General features: G+C 68.6%; 11 protein-coding genes and 2 pseudogenes. 5 read left to right on the plus strand and 8 right to left on the minus strand.

The window, feature by feature from the left end:
- Window positions 1–53: 53 nt before the first annotated feature.
- Both ACF3M1_RS06150 and ACF3M1_RS06155 read right to left on the minus strand, forming a co-directional pair.
- Window positions 54–2,747, minus strand: coding sequence for a TonB-dependent receptor domain-containing protein (locus ACF3M1_RS06150; protein WP_394004715.1), 2,694 nt, complete (start codon window positions 2,745–2,747; stop codon window positions 54–56).
- A gap of 106 nt (window positions 2,748–2,853) precedes the next feature.
- Complete coding sequence (locus tag ACF3M1_RS06155) at window positions 2,854–4,398, minus strand: hypothetical protein (protein WP_394004716.1); 1,545 nt, start codon at window positions 4,396–4,398, stop codon at window positions 2,854–2,856.
- Window positions 4,399–4,646: 248 nt separating this feature from the next.
- Here ACF3M1_RS06155 and ACF3M1_RS06160 point away from each other — a divergent pair, with 248 nt between their 5' ends.
- Window positions 4,647–5,498, plus strand: coding sequence for a 2OG-Fe(II) oxygenase (locus tag ACF3M1_RS06160; protein ID WP_394004717.1), 852 nt, complete (start codon window positions 4,647–4,649; stop codon window positions 5,496–5,498).
- Window positions 5,499–5,757: 259 nt separating this feature from the next.
- Complete coding sequence (locus tag ACF3M1_RS06165) at window positions 5,758–7,344, plus strand: M28 family metallopeptidase (RefSeq protein ID WP_394005196.1); 1,587 nt, start codon at window positions 5,758–5,760, stop codon at window positions 7,342–7,344.
- A gap of 254 nt (window positions 7,345–7,598) precedes the next feature.
- Here ACF3M1_RS06165 and nth read toward each other — a convergent pair whose 3' ends face one another.
- From nth to ACF3M1_RS06180, 3 genes are read right to left on the minus strand one after another with little or no spacing between them, the layout of a single operon-like run.
- Window positions 7,599–8,291: an endonuclease III gene (gene nth / locus ACF3M1_RS06170; RefSeq protein ID WP_394004718.1), complete on the minus strand. Its 693-nt coding sequence runs from the start codon at window positions 8,289–8,291 to the stop codon at window positions 7,599–7,601.
- Entirely contained in the window at window positions 8,288–8,680 is a 393-nt protein-coding gene (locus tag ACF3M1_RS06175) for a hypothetical protein (RefSeq protein WP_394004719.1), read from the minus strand. The genes nth and ACF3M1_RS06175 overlap by 4 nt, the downstream gene beginning before the upstream one ends.
- A 12-nt stretch (window positions 8,681–8,692) precedes the next feature.
- The gene (locus ACF3M1_RS06180; RefSeq protein WP_394004720.1) at window positions 8,693–9,475 is read right to left on the minus strand and encodes an enoyl-CoA hydratase/isomerase family protein; all 783 of its coding nucleotides are present in this window, start codon (window positions 9,473–9,475) and stop codon (window positions 8,693–8,695) included.
- Window positions 9,476–9,663: 188 nt separating this feature from the next.
- On the opposite strand from ACF3M1_RS06180, the gene ACF3M1_RS06185 reads away from it, so the two are divergent.
- From ACF3M1_RS06185 to ACF3M1_RS06195, 3 genes and pseudogenes are all read left to right on the plus strand, one after another.
- Complete coding sequence (locus ACF3M1_RS06185) at window positions 9,664–10,353, plus strand: FKBP-type peptidyl-prolyl cis-trans isomerase N-terminal domain-containing protein (RefSeq protein WP_394004721.1); 690 nt, start codon at window positions 9,664–9,666, stop codon at window positions 10,351–10,353.
- 160 nt (window positions 10,354–10,513) lie between these two features.
- A pseudogene (locus tag ACF3M1_RS06190) lies at window positions 10,514–11,322 on the plus strand (DUF1289 domain-containing protein).
- Window positions 11,280–12,197 (plus strand): sulfurtransferase, encoded by a 918-nt coding sequence (locus ACF3M1_RS06195; RefSeq protein WP_394005197.1) that lies wholly within the window; start codon window positions 11,280–11,282, stop codon window positions 12,195–12,197. Before ACF3M1_RS06190 ends, ACF3M1_RS06195 begins: the two are co-directional and overlap by 43 nt.
- Before the next feature lie 12 nt (window positions 12,198–12,209).
- Here ACF3M1_RS06195 and ACF3M1_RS06200 read toward each other — a convergent pair whose 3' ends face one another.
- The 3 genes and pseudogenes from ACF3M1_RS06200 to uvrA form a co-directional block, all read right to left on the minus strand.
- Window positions 12,210–12,968 (minus strand): enoyl-CoA hydratase/isomerase family protein, encoded by a 759-nt coding sequence (locus ACF3M1_RS06200; protein ID WP_394004722.1) that lies wholly within the window; start codon window positions 12,966–12,968, stop codon window positions 12,210–12,212.
- Between the two features lie 300 nt (window positions 12,969–13,268).
- A complete protein-coding gene (locus tag ACF3M1_RS06205; RefSeq protein WP_394004723.1) occupies window positions 13,269–13,676 on the minus strand; it encodes an acyl-CoA thioesterase in 408 nt (135 codons plus the stop codon).
- A 253-nt stretch (window positions 13,677–13,929) separates the two neighbouring features.
- Window positions 13,930–16,753, minus strand: a pseudogene (gene uvrA / locus ACF3M1_RS06210) (excinuclease ABC subunit UvrA); the annotation flags it as partial.
- Window positions 16,754–16,988 lie beyond the last annotated feature (235 nt).

Below are 16,988 nucleotides of genomic sequence, written 5' to 3' on the forward strand. Positions count from 1 at the left end.
AAAAAGCCCGGCGGTTGAGGCCGGGCTTTTCAGTTTTATGACCGCAACGTGGATCAGAAGTCGATGCTCAGGCTCACATCCCAGCTGATGCCCGGCTTGTAGGTGTACAGATCGATGCGGGCGCCATCGCGTTCCTGATATTCCTCGTGCTTGGTATTGAGCAGGTTGCGGGCGCTGAAGCTCAGTGACGGCTTGAGCGTATTCCAGCCGAAGCTGCCCATGTCCAGACCCTTGCGCATCACGAAGTCGAGGGTGACCCCCGGGTCTTCCATGTAGTCGGGCTGGCCGGAACGGCCGCGCACGCTGATCCGCTCGCTGACGTAGTTCGCGATCAAGGTCGCGCGGAAATCGGCGCTGTCGTTCTCCACGCCGAACTGCAGGTTGCCGATGTGGTCGCTCTGGCCCTGCATCCGGGTGCCGTCGCCGACGAAGCTGCGCGCGTCCTGCGGCACGCCGTTGAAGCCGGGCGGAATCACCGTATCGCCTTCCTCGGCATTCACCTCCGACGACGACCAGGTGTAGTTGGTCGCGAAGTACAGGCGGCCATCGCCCAGGAGACGGAATTCGGGAGCGAAATACTTCTTGAACTCGAGCTCGACGCCGTAAAGCGTGGCCTCGGGCGCGTTGAGGAAGCCCTGGTAAAGCTGATTGCCACCGAAATCGCCGATCACCGCCTCGACCGGGTTGTCGATCGACTTGTGGAACAGGCCGGCGGTGAAGTATTCGCCGGCATTGAAGAACCACTCGTAGCGCAGGTCGAGGTTGGTCAGCTCGCTGTCGACGAGGAAGGGATTGCCGAAGAACAGGCGGTTGTTGTCCGGGTCGGTGTACTGCTGCGGCGCCAGCTCACGGAACTGCGGACGCGCGATGGTCCGGCTCGCGCCGAAGCGGATCTGCTGATTGTCGGCGAAGTTCCACGTGACCGTCGCCGCCGGCAGCAGGTAGTCGTTGCGCAGGGGCTGGGCGGCGAACACACCACCGACGCGCTCGCCGCTGAAGATGTCCAGCGGATGCACGGCCTGGGTGGCGTCCTCGTAGCGGACACCCACCGCCGCGCGCCATGTCGGCGCGATCTCGCCTTCCAGTTGGAGATAGGCCGCCTGGGTCTTGAGCGTGCCCTCATAGGCCGACTCGCCGTTGTTGTTGGGCGTGGTCTCGGTCACCGTCAACAGGCCGTTCTGGAAGTTGTAGTCCGAGAACAGGTAGTCGATGCGCTGATACTGGTTGTAGACAGGCAGCGCGCCACCGAGCGTGTCGAAGCGGAAGGTGCGCTGGACCGCCGCACGGTCATTGTCCGAATACGCCAGGCCGGCGCTGAGGGTCAACTCACGCTCGATCGGTAGGCGCCAGTCGAGATCGACGCCGCCGCTGGCCACCTCGTCGTCGACCGCGCCGAACCGCAGTGAATTGGCGCCACTGCCGTGGACCCAGGTGCCGTCGACATTCGCGTAGCGCACGTCGGTCTCGTAGGGCGTCAGGCGACGGGCGCGCGATTGGCCGAGGCGCCAGCTCAGCTTCAGCGCGTCGTACTCGCCGAAGTTGCTCTTGCCGGCCAACTGGTTGTTGATCAGCTGGCGCTCCAGCCAGAGGGTGCCGTCTTCGCGGATGTCGACGCCGACGTTGAAGTTGTAGCCGTCGCGGGAGCGGGTTTCCTTGACGGTGTCGTGCACGTAGAGGGTGTTCCACGCGACCGAGTGCTGGGCGGTTTCCAGTCCCAGTCCGAACAGGCCGTTGACCCGGGCGTTCATGCGGGTGGTGGCGAAGTCGTAATCCCGGTAGAGCTCCACACCACCATCGGTGAACACGCCGTCCTGTTGCAGGCCGGTGCGGGTGCGCCAGTCGTTGTCGAAGCTGGCCACGCCGATCACGCCGAGGCGCACACCGTCGGCGATCTCGAACGAGGTGCCCGCGCTGGCACCGAAATTGACGTCCGGGTCGATCCGGCGCTTGCGTTGGACAACGTAGAGGTTGGGGTTGTTGAGCGCACTGCCGAACGCCGCCAGCCACTCGGGGCTGTAGTTCGCGCTGGTGATGGGCTGGGCGCTGTTGACAATCTCGGCGGGCAGATCGCGTCGGCCGGTGTCGTAGCCCCACCAGTCGCGGTTGCTGCCGTAGTAGGTCAGGCCGGGCGAGCGGGTGGTGACCGAGTTGCCTCCGAAGCCGATGTCGACCTTGAAGAACGGGCTGTCGGGCACGGTCACCCCTTGCAGATCGATCACGCCGCCGCCGAACTCGCCGGGATACTTCACCGAATAGGTCTTCTGCACCGTCACCCCGGCCAGCGCTTCGGCCGGGAACAGGTCCAGCGGCACCACGCGCTGGAGGGGTTCGGGCGAGGGCAGCGGCGAGCCGTTGAACAGCGCGCTGGAGTAACGCTCGCCCAGACCACGCACGTAGACGTACTTGTCGCCGACCACACTGAGCCCGCTGACGCGGGTCAGGGCGGCAGCCGCGGTACTGTCCCCGGTCCGCTCGAAGTCCTCGCGCGTGACGAAGCTCGCGACTTCGGCGGTGTTCGCCATCGGCTCGGGAATGTACTCGCCGCGCACGGTGACCGCGCCCAGTTCGGATGTCTGCTGCGGCGTGTCGGCCGCGCCAGCCGGCACGAGATCAGGCGCGGGCTGCTGGGCATGGACAGGAAGGGCCAAGGCCGCGCCGACGGCCAGGTAGATGCCGCTGCGTGCGATGCGGCCGCCGCGTAGCCGCGGGACGCGTGTTTGGGAAGATCGGGGGTGGGAAGACGTCATGAGCGTGGACCTTGGCTGCCCTTGGCAGGCTTGATGGGTGCTTGCATGCAAGATGCGGCGGATTCAGGCCGCCGCATCGTGTGCACTCGTGGCAAACGCAGGCCGATCAGTTCAGGCCGACGGTCCAGCCTTCCCACCACGCGCCGGTGGCATCTGCCGCGCCGATGGCGGCCGGATTCTCGAAGAAGTTGATTCCGGTGTAGGCGCCGAACGCACCCGTCCTGATGCCGCTGACCGGCGTCACGGCCACGGCGTTCTCGTTCGCGCCGTTGCGGTAGGCGGCGGTCAACGTCGAGGGCCCGAACACGGTGCGATCCTTCGCTGCCGCGTCGAAGATGGCGCGGGTGGCGGGCTGTTCGACGTAGTTGCTGGCGTTGTAGGCGTTGGTGGTGCCGCGGATGGTGTAGGCGCAGGTGAAGTGGTTGGACAGCAGTTCGATCGTGGTGCCGGCGTTCTGCAGGTCGAAGCACGAGTCCGCCTGCTTCTGGTTCGCCGATGCCGGGGCAGTGACGAAGACGCTGTTCCACACGAAGGCATTGGTCGCCTGGTTGACCTTGACCAGCGAGTCGAGCGTCGGATCCGTCGTGTAGACGGTGAAGTTGGACACCTTCGGCGTCGAGGTCGGCGTTCTGGTCAGCGCGGACCATTCGAAGATCGAGCCGGAGTCGGCGACACCCTTCACCGACGGCGTCTTTCGCACGATCAGGCCGTACTGCACGCCGCCGCTCCAGCCCCAGTCGGTGTCGAGCGAGTCGTCGTCGGCCTCGGTGATGACGACGTGGCTCATGTTGACCGTGCCACCGAAGATCTCGATGCCGTCGTCGCCGCTGTAGTGCGACTGCAGGTAGTTGATCTTGGTGCCGTTGCCGACGCCGACCAGGGTCAGCGACTGCAGTTCGTTACCTGGCGCGATCTCGAAGCCGGAGTAGCGGATCTGCACGTAGCGCAGTTCGCCGCTGCTGTCGGTCGGATCGTTGCCGCCGCCGAACGCGTTGCTGGTGCCTTCCACCGCGCCCTGGCAGGCGGCGGTGCCGGCCACGGCATTGCCGATGCAGTTGTTGATCGGCGCGCGGCCCATCAGCACGACGCCGGCCCAGTTGAACTTGCGGCCGTTGCCCTCGAGGTCCTGCAGCGAGGTGAAGATGATCGGGGCGTCGCGGGTGCCCAGCGCAAAGATCTGGGAACCGCGTTGGACCAGCATGACGTCCGGCCCACTGCTGCCGAACAGGGTCACGCCGGGTTCGATGTAGAGCCGGCCGCGGGCCGACGCATTGTTGTTGGCGGAGTCGCCCAGCTGGTCCTGGCCGACGTTCACCTGGCCCTGGATCTGGTACGCCACGCCGTCGACTTTGCGCAGGATCAGATCGCCCAGAATGGTGGAGGGCAGGCGGCACGCACGCAGCGTGTTGTTGACGACGGTGCCCTGGTTGACGGTGCCGTCCGGGCAGCTCGCGGCGGGGCCTGCAGTCGGCGGCGGGGCGGTCGTCGGCGGGGGCGTGGTCGGGGGCGGCGTGGTCGGCGGCGCGGCGACGGGCGGATTGGCCGGGACGCCGGGCGAGACCACTTCGTCGGCGCCGTTGCCGCAGCCGGCGAGCGCGAGGGCGGCGCCGAACGTCATCAGCAGGGTTTTGGTCGGGGTGCGGACGGACATCGTGAAAGTTCTCCGAGCTTGAGATTCACGCAAAGGCGCGTGGCGGGTGTTGAGCAATGGGCGGTGGGGTTCGTGGTGTCGGGTGACAGTCGGATGACCCGTTCCGCAGGCGCGCCCCGGTCGGGTCGCGGCTGCCCCGTGACTTGCGGCAAGCTTCGGCCGGTTATGTGTCATTTATGTTTTCGAATTACGACATCGCCGACATCGAACGGATTGAGACCGTCACATTCGCGTCCGACACTTCACCGATGACCTCACGACGACTCACCCCCGACCGCGAGCAGTGGGTGGTCGCGCAGGCGATGGCCGGCGCCGACCCCGACAGCGTGCTCAGGCCGCTGTTGCAGGACGGCTGGGCCGAGGCGGCGGCGGTCGACGCCGTGCAGGCCGCGGTGTCGCGTTTCATCGAGCGGAATTCCGAGCGCACGGGACTGCCGCTCCCGGTGCCCGTGCCGGTGCCGGCCGAGCCCAATGGCGCTTCCGTGCTCGACGGCGGCGACCGCGACGTGCAGGTGCTGACCAGCCTGATGCTGCCGCGGGTCCTGGTGCTCGGCGGTCTGCTGGCCGACGACGAATGCGACGCCTTGATCGAACTCGCCCGGGCGCGGCTGCGTCGCTCCACCACCGTCGACCCGCAGACGGGAGGTGACCAGGTGCATGACGATCGCACCAGCCGCGGCACCGGGTTTACGCGGGGGGAGACTGCGCTGTGCGCGCGGATCGACGCGCGGATCGCGCGTCTTGTCGACTGGCCGCTCGATCACGGCGAAGGGCTGCAGGTCCTCAACTACCCGCCGGGCGCCGAGTACCGGCCCCATCACGACTATTTCGATCCGGCCGAGCCGGGTAGCCGGGTCCAGCTGGCACGCGGCGGCCAGCGCGTCGCGTCGGTGGTGATGTATCTCAATACGCCGAAACGGGGCGGCGCGACGACATTTCCCGAGGTCCACCTGGAAGTGGCCGCGGTCAAGGGCAATGCGGTGTTCTTCAGTTACGACCGGCCGCATCCGATGACCCGCACCTTGCATGCGGGTGCGCCGGTGATCGAAGGCGAGAAGTGGATCGCGACCAAGTGGCTGCGCGAGGGACGCCACGACTGAAGCCGGCGTCCGCGCCCTCCGGACGATGTCGCCGATCGCTGGCGTCAGCGCCGATCGGTTCGGCTGCGCACTGTGACGACGGCGGCGATCCGGCCTGCACGTTCGATGTCGGCGTATGCCGGTCAGGCTGCAGATGCGCCGATGGGCGGCCGCGCATCGGGTAGGATGCGCGGCCGTGTCGCCATCCGGGCGCGACACGCCGTAACGGGACATCCGAGTGACCGCACGCCATATCGTCCGCCGCCTGCGTCCGGCGGCCCTGCTTCTGTCCGCCCTGCTGCCGGGCCTCGCATTCGCACAGGCGGCCGAACCGGTCGACCTCGACGTCGTCGCCAAGATCCGCCACGAGGCCTTCCACCGTTCGCAGGTGGCCGCCAATCTGAAGGAACTGACCGAGACCATCGGCCCGCGCCTGACCAATTCGCCGGCCTATGTGCGCTCCAGCGAATGGGCGCGCGGCAAGCTCAGCGGCTACGGGCTGACCAATGTGCACGACGAGGTCTACGACGACGCCTTCGGTCGCGGCTGGGAGTTCCGTGCGTCGCGCGTCGAGCTGATCGCGCCGCGCGAGCTGCCGATCCATGCGCTGCCCAAGGCGTGGACGCCGGGCACCAACGGCCCGGTCGAGGGCGAACTGGTGCGCGTCTCGTTCAAGACGGTCGCGGACATCGAGGCCCAGCGCGGCAAGCTGGGCGGGCGGATCGTGCTGCTCGACGAGGCGCGGGCCTACAAGCCGTCCGACCGGCCCGACTTCCGCCGCCACACCGAGGAAGATCTCGGCGAACTGCAGACCTTCCCGATGCCGCAGGACGCCGATCCCGCCGCGGCCGACAAGCGCCTCGACGAGTACCGCAAGCGCCAGGAGCTGGTGCGCGCCCTCAACACCTTCTTCGCCGAGGAAGGCGTGCTGGCGACGCTGTCGATCAGCTCCTGGGACAACGGCATCGTCCGCGTGATGGGCGGCGGCGGTCGCAAGGCCGGCGATCCCGAAGGTGTGCCGGATCTCGTCGTCGCGGCCGAGCACTACAACCAGCTCGTGCGCGCGGTCGAACGCGGCCAGGCGCCGCGCCTGCGCGTCGACGTCGATGCGCGCTTCACCAGCGACACCGATCTGCCGGCCACCAACACCTTCGCCGAGCTGCGCGGCAGCTCGAAGGCGAACGAGACCGTGATCATCGGCGCGCACCTCGACTCCTGGCACACCGGTACCGGCGCGGCCGACAACGGCGCGGGTGTCGTGGTGATGATGGAGGCGATGCGGATCCTCAAGGCGATCGACGCGCGGCCGCGGCGTACGATCCGCATCGCGTTGTGGGGCGGGGAAGAGCAGGGCCTGCACGGCTCGTCCGGCTACGTCGCCCGGCATCTGGCCGACTGGCCCGCGCCGACCGATCCCGAGCAGATCGCCTTGCCGCGCGCCTTCCAGCGCGGCACCGGCCCGCTGCAGCGCCGTGCCGGGTTCGACCGCTTCTCGACCTATTTCAACTTCGACAACGGCACCGGCCGCATCCGCGGCATCTACGCCCAGGAAAACCACGCCGCGGTGCCGGTGTTCCGCGCCTGGCTCGCGCCGTTCGCCGATCTCGGTGCGACCATCGTGACCACGCGCAACACCGGCAGCACCGACCACATCGCCTTCGACCGCGTCGGCCTGCCGGGCTTCCAGTTCGTGCAGGACCCGGCCGACTACTTCACCCATGTCCACCACACTCATCTCGACACGTATGACCACGTGGTGCCGGACGACCTGAAGCAGGCCGCGGCGATCATCGCCTCGTTCGCGTATCACGCCGCAATGCGCGACGAGCGCCTGCCGCGCAAGCCGTTTACCGATCGGGACGAGTGATGCCGTTCAAGCGCGACGGCCAGCGTGCCGTCGCGCGTGTCCGTCAGGCGCGATGACCTCCGTCATTCCCGCGCAGGCGGGACTCCAGTGGCTTCCTCAGCGCTGGCATACGGAACGCTGCCTCGCATGAGGCGCTGGATGACCAGCCTTCGCCTGTTGAACGCCCCGCATGCGCGGGAATGACGGTCCGCGAGCCCTCTGCGGGCGTTCCGGCTGCCGAATTCTTTTGCGTCAGCAGCGCCGGAAGCAGATGCCTAACCCGCCACCCCGGGCGTCTTGTCCCTGAACCTGCACAGATCCCGCACCACGCACTTCGGGCAATCGGGCTTCCGCGCCTTGCAGGTGTAGCGCCCGTGCAGGATCAGCCAGTGGTGCGCGCCGAGCAGGAACTCCTCCGGAATCACGCGCATCAGCCGGTCCTCGACAGCGCGCACGTCCTTGCCCGGCGCGAGCCCGGTGCGGTTGGACACGCGGAAGATGTGCGTGTCGACCGCGATCGCCGGTTCACCGAACACCGTATTGAGCACGACGTTCGCGGTCTTGCGGCCGACGCCGGGCAGCGCTTCGAGCGCGGCGCGGTCGTTCGGCACCACGCCGCCGTGGTGTTCGACGAGGATGCGGCAGGCGGCGATGACATTCTTCGCCTTCGCGTTGAACAGGCCGATCGTCGAGATGTGCCGCCTGAGCGCGTCCTCGCCGAGATCGAGGATCGCCTGCGGCGTGTTCGCGACCGGATACAGCCGGCGCGTCGCCTTGTTGACGCCGACGTCGGTGGCCTGCGCCGAGAGGATCACCGCGATCAGCAGTTCGAACGGCGTCGTGTACTCGAGTTCGGTCGTCGGTTCGGGATCGAGTTCGCGCAGGCGTGCCAGAAATTCATGGATCTCCGCGCGCGTCATCGTCGGGCCACGCCGCCGGGGCGCGGCCGCGTTCGCCGACGCACTCATGGCGTGCCGCCCGCTGCACGCGCTTTGGCGCGGGCGAGGATCGCCGCCGCGTTCGACGGCAGTGCGGGACGCACGGGCGCGCCGTCGGGTGCGGTCGGTGCGGGCGCGGGAATGCGCCGCGCGGCCTCGCGTTCCGAGGCGCGGCGCGCGAGACGGGCCGTGCGCGCCTCGTACCGGGCACGCGCCTCCCAGGCCGTGCGCAGGCGTGTGCGGGTTGCGAGCAGCAGGACACGCGCGTCGTCGTCGAGCATTTCGGCGCAGGCGTCCGGCCAGTCCTCCATCAGTCCCGCATCGATCGCGGCATCGACGGCGTCCTCGCGCAGCAGCGCCACCAGACGTTCGAGGGTGGCCTGAGGCGGAGCGCTGGCGTCGGGCGGGCGGGGCGGCATGGCGTCGCGAACTCAGCGGTTCCGGAACTCGGGCTTGCGGCGTTCGAGGAACGCGCGCGTGCCTTCGCGCATGTCCTCGGTCGAGAACGCCAGGCCGAACTGGGCGGCCTCGTACTCCAGGCCTTCGCCGATCGCGCTTTCGCCGCCGATGTTGATGCAGTCGAGGATGCCGCGCAGCGCCAGCGGCGCCGCGTTCGCCAGCCTGGTCGCCAGCGCCATGGTTTCGGTCTCAAGGTCGGCGGCCGGCACCACGCGGTTGACGATGCCTAGCGCCTGGGCGCGGGCGGCGTCGATCGGGGTGCCGGTCAGGCACAACTCGAGCGCCGCGGCGCGACCGGCCAGGCGCAGCAGGCGCTGGGTGCCGCCGAATCCGGGAATCAGGCCGAGGTTGATCTCGGGCTGGCCGATCTTCGCGGTATCGGCGGCGATGCGCAGATGGCAGCACATCGCCAGTTCCAGCCCGCCACCGAGTGCGAAGCCGTTGATCATCGCGATCACCGGCTTGGGCAGCAGTTCCACGCGGCGCATCATCCGTTGCCCGCGCAGCGAGAAATCCCGGCCTTCGACCGGCCGCAGATCGGCCATCTCGGCGATGTCGGCGCCGGCGACGAACGCCTTGGGACCCGCGCCGGTCAGCACGATGGCGCGCACCTCAGGCGCATCGGCCGCGTCGTCGAAGGCGGCATGCAGGGCGTCGAGGGTCGCGGAATTGAGCGCGTTCAGCTTGTCGGGACGGTGGATGGTGATGACGCGGACGCCGTCGCGGTCGTCGATCAGCAGGGGAGAATCGGGCATTGGGCAGCGGTTCCAGGCGCGTGTCCGCGGCTGCGTGGAACTTGCCAGGCCGCGCGCGGTCGGATTGGGGAGTCGTCAGTGGCGGTTAAGCCCTGCGACCGCTATCCTAGCGCGTCCAGATGGGGCGGTTCGACCGCCCTTTCTCGCGACAGGCGATATCGAAATCTGACCTAGCGGAGATCCACGGAATGAAGTTGCGTTTTATTGCTGCCGCCCTGGCAGCCACCACGTTCAGCGGCGTCGCGTTCGCGCAGCAGCCCGCTGCACCCGCAGCCGGTAACGACAGGACGACGCTGAGCTACGCGCTGGGTTTCGATCTGGGCAACCGCCTGGCCGAGACCGGTGAGCCGGTCGACGTCAACACCATCATCAGGGGCCTGCAGGACGGGCACGGCCGCAAGGATCCGACCTACACCCCCGAGCAGATGAGCACCGCCTACAACGGCTTCCAGCAGCGCATGCAGCAGAAGATCGTGACCGAGCGCCGTGCGGCCCTGACCGAGAACGAAGGCAAGGCGACCGCGTTTCTCACCGAGTACCGCGCGCGTGAAGGCGTGGTCTCGCTGCCGAGCGGCGTGATGTACCGCGTCGTCGAAGCGGGCGCCGGTGCCAAGCCGTCGGCCAGCAGCCAGGTCGAGATCGCCTACCAGGCACTGGTCGTGCCGGTCGGCATCGGCCTGAGCGCCGACGACAAGACCGAGCCCTTCCGCGTGTCGGATTCGCCGATCGCCGGCCTGCGCGAAGTCCTGCCGCTGATGCCGCTCAACGCGGTCTACGAAGTCGTGTTCCCGCCGGGCCGTTTCGTGACCGGTGAGAACACCCAGGAAATCGCCCGCCAGCCGGTCGGCGTGATGGTCAAGCTGCTCAGCGTCCGCTGAGTCGACACCATCGTGTGACCCCGACGCCGACGTGCCTGCACGTCGGCGTCGTCGTATGTGGCGTCGTCGCTTCCTGCACGCCGGCATTCGGTGGCACCAGCGGCGGGGCGTGGGCACGCCGTCGCATGCCGCGCGCGGGCCCGGCCGTTAGAATCGGCGGATGGACTCCACGCCTCGCGCCGTACTCACGCCCTGCATCGGCGTCTGCACCATCGACGAACACGGCACCTGCCACGGCTGCCTGCGCACCCTCGGTGAGATCGGATCGTGGCTGCAGATGGGCGACGCCGAGCGCCAGCGCATGATGGACGTGGTGCTGCCGGCCCGGGAGGCGGCGCGTCGATGATCGGCCGCCTGGCCGCCGCGGACCTGCGACGCGTGCTGCATCCGCTCGACGGCGTGCCCGGCGCGCGCGCCTGGAATGTCGACGAACTCGATGGGCTGATCGCGCCCGATCTCGCGCTGCACGAGGCGGCGGTGCTGGTCGGGCTGGTGCGTCGCGAGACCGGCCTGCAGGCGGTGCTGACGCGTCGCACCGACACGCTGCGTCATCACGCCGGTCAGGTCAGTTTTCCTGGGGGGCGGGTCGAGCCCGAAGACGACGGTCCACTGCAGGCCGCGCTGCGTGAAGCCTCCGAGGAAATCGGACTGTTGCCGGCGCAGGCCGCCCCGCTGGGCTATCTCGATCCATTGGCCACGATCACCGGCTATCGGGTGATTCCGGTGGTCGCGATGCTCGACCCCGATTTCGTGCCGGTGCCCGACCCCGGCGAGGTGGCCGATGTGTTCGAGGCGCCGCTGGCATTCCTGATGGCGCCCGAGCGTCTGCGCCGGGTCGACATCGAGTTCGGTGGGCGCACGCGGCACGTGCTCGAATACGAAACGCTCGCCGGCGCGCCTGCGCACCGGATCTGGGGCGTGACCGCATCGATCCTGTTGAACCTGCGCACGCATCTGGAGCGGCTGTGAGCGCCGCCTGGACGACGCTGGTCGACGTGCCGACGCTGGTCGAGGCGCTGGGTCGCGAGGACCTGCGCGTGGTCGATTGCCGGTTCACGCTGTCGGTCGGCGGCGCCGATGCCGGCGCCGGTGAGCGCGCGTGGGCGGCGGCGCACATTCCGGGCGCGGTGTACGCGCATCTCGAGCGTGATCTGTCCGGACCGATGGGGCCGGGTCTCGGCCGCCACCCCTGGCCCGATGCCGAAGCGTTCGCGGCGGCACTGACCCGCTGGGGGATCGACGCCACGACCCGCGTGGTGGCGTACGACGACGGCGATGGCGCATTCGCGGCGCGCCTGTGGTGGTTGCTGCGCTGTTTCGGACATCACCAGGTCGCGGTGCTCGACGGCGGATGGGCGCAGTGGACCGCAACCGGTGCGCCTCTCGACGTCGAACGTGCCGCTTCACCGCCGCCGTCGATCGCGCCGGTCGCAACCCCGGCCTTCGACGCGTCACGCCTGCTGCGTGATGCTGAAGCCCTGCAGCGGCATCTCGATGCCGGCGGCGTGGTGCTCGACGCGCGTGCAACTGCACGATTTCGCGGCGAGGTGGAACCGCTGGATCCGCGCGCGGGCCACGTGCCGGGCGCGATCAATCGCCCGTATGCCGACAATCTCGCGGGCGGACGGTTCAAGCCCGCAGCGGTGCTGACGACGGAGTTCGATGCGGCGCTCGGCGGTCGTGCACCGCACGAGGTGGTCGTGATGTGCGGCTCCGGCGTCACCGCCTGCCATCACCTGCTGGCGATGGCCCACGCGGGGCTCGACGGCGCACGCCTGTATGCGCCGTCCTGGAGCGGCTGGGTGGACGATCCGGCGCGGCCCGTCGCGACAGGGGCCGCCTGAGGCGTACGCCCGTCAGCGACGCAGGCGGGCGGCCAGTGCCTGCAAACCGGCCTGGGTATCCGGAGCATTCCACGCGTCGATGAGCCGGTCGAGGTCGACGGTGTCGGGCTCGAGCGCGGCGATCAGATCGGCCCGCGCGATCGCGCGCGTCTGCAGCATCGGCGCGCGCGGCAGTGCCAGCAGCGTCTCCAGCCAGCGCCTCGCCTCCAGCGAGACCTCGTCGCTCGCCGCCAGCGCGTCGACCAGGCCCAGGCGCAGTGCTTCGTCGCTGTCGAGCAGCAGGCCGCCGACCAGCAGCCGCTCGGCCTGACGCGCACCGACCACGCGACGCAGCAGGCGCTGGATGCCCTCGGGCGCGACCAGCCCGACCTGGGTTTCGTTGAGGCCGATCCGGTAGTCGCCGGCGGCCATCACCCGGTAATCGCAGCACAGCGCGAGCACGCAACCGCCTGCAGGCGCATGGCCCGCGAGTGCGGCGACCACCGGCATCGGCGCTGCGGCCAGTGCACGCGCGGCCGCGAAGAACGCGTCCCATGCCGCACGCAGCGCGGCCGGGTCCGTCAACGACAGCAGATGGGGCACATCGAGCCCGGCGGAAAACACCTTCGGGCCGCCGGCGAGCACGAGCCCGCCCACACCGTCCTGCGCCGCCTGGGTGAGGGCGTCGCGCAGGGCCAGGCACAGCGCCGGGTCGAGCGCGTTGACGGGCGGGCGCGCCAGGCGCAGCTCGCGGATGGGCCCGTGGTCGTGGGTCTCGATCAGTGACGTCATGGCCGGCATGTCCATGCAGAAGGAAGCGGCATGGTAGCGAGGCGCATCGCCGGGCGGTGTCGTCCGTAGGGCATCGGCACACGGCACGCGTCGAAATCGCGCCCAGCGCACCGCACGCGTCGCGAATGCGGGCGATATCTGGGCGGCGCGTACGCCAGGCGGCCGGCGCCGACATTGCGCCGCGTGTACGTCGACGGTTGGATCCGCGACGCGTACGCGCCACCGACATCGCGGCTCTGGGGCAACGATGGCGCCGCGCGACCTCGAAAGACCGCGCGCACCGTCCATCGGCGTTCCGCGTCAGGCCGCTTCGGCGATTCCCTTGACCTGCTCGGGCAGGGCCGTGGGCCGTCCGGTCGCCCGGTCGATCCACACCATCACCACGTGGCCGTCGGCGAACAGCGTGGCGCCGTCGTCGGAGACGATGCGGTGGCCGAGCGTCACGCTGCTGGTGCCGATGCGATCGGCCAGCAGCTCCACGACGATCTTCGCCGGATACGGAATCGGCACCTTGTAGTTCATCTGCACCGCGGCGAGCAGCGGCGCGATCGTGTCGGTGACCCAGGGCTCGCCCAGCGAATCGAACCAGCGGATCCGGGCCTCCTCCAGATACGTCATGAAATTGGAGTTGTTGACGTGGTTGAACGCGTCGAGATCGCGCCAGCGCAGCTCGATCGGCATCCGGATCAACACCTTCGATTCACTCATGCCTTGACTCCCTTCTTCTTCTTCTTCGCCTGCTTGGATGCGGTCTTTTTCGCGCTCGCCTGCGGCGCCTCGCGCGCGTCCGGATCGACCTGCTTCGAGCCGGCCTTCATCAGTTCGGCGCGCACGTTCGCTTCGGCCTCGGCGGCCTTCGTGGAGGCGCCCTTGCGCGGCAGGGGCTTGGGCAGGTGGGTCGTAGACTTGCGCGCCAGCGTGCGTTCGGGCTTCGGCGCCGCCGGCTCCGGCAGTTTGGCGTCGAGCAGGCGCGCCAGGAACTGGCCGGTATGCGACTGCGGCATCGCCGCGACTTGCTCGGGCGTGCCCTCGGCGATGATCTGGCCGCCGCGATGCCCGCCCTCCGGCCCGAGATCGATGACCCAGTCCGCGGTCTTGATCACGTCGAGGTTGTGCTCGATCACGACCACCGTATTGCCGTCGTCGCGCAGCTTGTGCAGCACGGCGAGCAGATGTTCGATGTCGTGGAAGTGCAGGCCGGTCGTCGGTTCGTCGAGGATGTAGAGCGTGCGCCCGGTGTCGCGACGCGAGAGCTCCTTCGAGAGCTTGACGCGCTGCGCCTCGCCGCCCGACAGCGTGGTCGCGCTCTGGCCGAGCTTGACGTAGGCCAGGCCCACATCGACCAGTGTTTCGAGCTTGCGCGCGATCGGCGGCAGGTTCTCGAACAGGCCCAGCGCGTCCTCGACCGTCATCTCCAGCACGTCGTGGATGCTGTGGCCCTTGTAGAGGATCTCCAGCGTCTCGCGGTTGTAGCGCTTGCCGTGGCAGACGTCGCAGGGCACGTAGACGTCGGGCAGGAAATGCATCTCCACCTTCAGCAGGCCGTCGCCCTGACAGGCCTCGCAGCGGCCGCCGCGCACGTTGAAGCTGAAACGTCCGGCCGCATAACCGCGCGAACGCGATTCGGGCACCTGCGCGAACAGTTCGCGCAGCGGTGTGAACAGGCCGGTGTAGGTCGCCGGGTTCGATCGCGGCGTCCGGCCGATCGGCGACTGGTCGATGTCGACGACCTTGTCGAACAGGTCGAGGCCTTCGATCTCGCGATACGGCGCCGCCTTGTGCGACGCGCCGTTGATCTCGTTCGCGGCCAGCGAGTGCAGGGTGTCGTTGATCAGCGTCGACTTGCCCGAGCCGGACACGCCGGTGATCGCAGTGAACAGGCCGGAGTGGATCGTCAGATCCACGTTCTTGAGGTTGTGGCCGGACGCGCCGAGCAGCTTGAGCCGCATCTTCGGATTCGGCTTGTGGCGCTTGGCCGGAATCTCGATGCGCTTGCGGCCGCTCAGGTACTGGCCGGTCAGCGAACGCGGCGCCTTGAGCACGTCCTCGTACGAGCCCTGCGCGACGACTTCGCCGCCGTGCACGCCGGCGCCCGGGCCGATGTCGACGATGTGGTCGGCGAGGCGGATCGCATCCTCGTCGTGCTCGACGACGATGACGGTGTTGCCGAGATCACGCAGCCGCGTCAGCGTGCCGAGCAGGCGTTCGTTGTCGCGCTGGTGCAGGCCGATCGACGGCTCGTCGAGTACGTACATCACGCCGACCAGACCGGCGCCGATCTGCGAGGCCAGGCGGATGCGCTGGGCCTCGCCGCCCGACAGCGTGTCTGCCTTGCGTTCGAGCGTGAGGTAATCGAGGCCCACGTCGACGAGGAACGTCAGGCGTTCGGCGATCTCCTTGACGATCTTGGACGCGATCTCGCCGCGCCAGCCCGGCAGTTCCATCGTGCTGAAGAACGACAGCGCTTCGTCGATCGGCAGCACGACGAGCGACTGCATCGGCCGGTCGGCGACGAATACGTTGCGCGCCGAGCGGTTCAGGCGCGCACCACCGCAGTCCGGGCACGGCCGCTCGCTGATGTACTTCGACAGCTCCTCGCGCACCGCGGACGATTCGGTCTCGCGGTAGCGACGTTCGAGGTTCGGCACGATGCCTTCGAAGCGGTGCTTGCGCTGGGTGCGCGCGCCCGAATCGGTGATGTAGGTGAAGCTGATGGTCTCGTTGCCGCTGCCGAACAGCACCGCATCGCGCGCGGTTTGCGGCAGCTCCTGCCACGGCGTGTCGACGTCGAACCCGTAGTGCTTCGACAGTGATTGCAGCAGCTGGAAGTAATAGGCGTTGCGACGGTCCCAGCCACGCACGGCGCCGGCGGCCAGCGACAGCTCGGGGTGCACGACGACGCGCTCGGGATCGAAGAACTCGCTGACGCCGAGGCCGTCGCAGGTCTGGCAGGCACCGATCGGCGAGTTGAACGAGAACAGGCGCGGCTCGAGCTCGGGCAGCGCGTAATCGCAGACCGGGCAGCTGTACTTGGACGAGAACAGCTGCGGTGCGATCGACGCATCGTCGATCGCCTGCACCGACACCATGCCTTCGCCAAGCTTGAGCGCGGTCTCGAAGGATTCGGCCAGGCGCTGCTTCATGTCCTCGCGCACCTTGAAGCGGTCGATCACGGCCTCGATCGTGTGCTTCTGGCGCAGCGCGAGCGTGGGCAGGCCGTCGATCTCGTAGAGCTCGCCGTCGACGCGCACGCGCACGTAACCCTGCGCACGCAGCTGCTCGAAGACCTGGGCGTGCTCGCCCTTGCGCTCGCGCACCACCGGCGCCAGCAGCATCCAGCGCTGCTCGGGATCGAGGGTCAGCACCTGGTCGACCATCTGGCTGACCGTCTGCGCTTCCAGCGGGTAGCCGTGATCGGGACAGCGCGGACTGCCGACGCGTGCGTAGAGCAGGCGCAGGTAATCGTAGATCTCGGTGATCGTGCCGACCGTCGAACGCGGGTTGTGCGAGGTCGACTTCTGCTCGATCGAGATCGCCGGGCTCAGGCCTTCGATATGGTCGAGGTCGGGCTTCTCCATCACGCTCAGGAACTGGCGCGCGTAGGACGACAGCGACTCGACGTAGCGGCGCTGGCCTTCGGCGTAGATCGTGTCGAAGGCGAGCGACGACTTGCCCGAGCCCGACAGACCGGTGATGACGATCAGCTGGTCGCGGGGGAGGTCGAGGTCGATGTTCTTCAGGTTGTGGGTACGGGCACCGCGAATGCGGATGGTGTCCATCGCCATCGGCGTCAGATCCAGGTTGTGGAGCAGGGGGGAGGCAGCACGGTCGACGCGGGCCATGGAACGGCCAATCGGTCAGACTACCGAGCCGGTGATTTGGGGGCAAATCCCGGAAAGGCCAGCGTAGCGGCAGTCTGTCTCAGTCCCTGCGAATGGCGTGTCGTGCGCGGCCGGGCTCGCCGGCCACTGCCGCGGGGCCCGTGGGGCCCGTGGGGCCGTGCGGTCAGGCCAGGCCTGG

It is taken from the genome of Luteimonas sp. WGS1318 (assembly GCF_043187535.1).
Classification (GTDB): Bacteria; Pseudomonadota; Gammaproteobacteria; order Xanthomonadales; family Xanthomonadaceae; genus Luteimonas.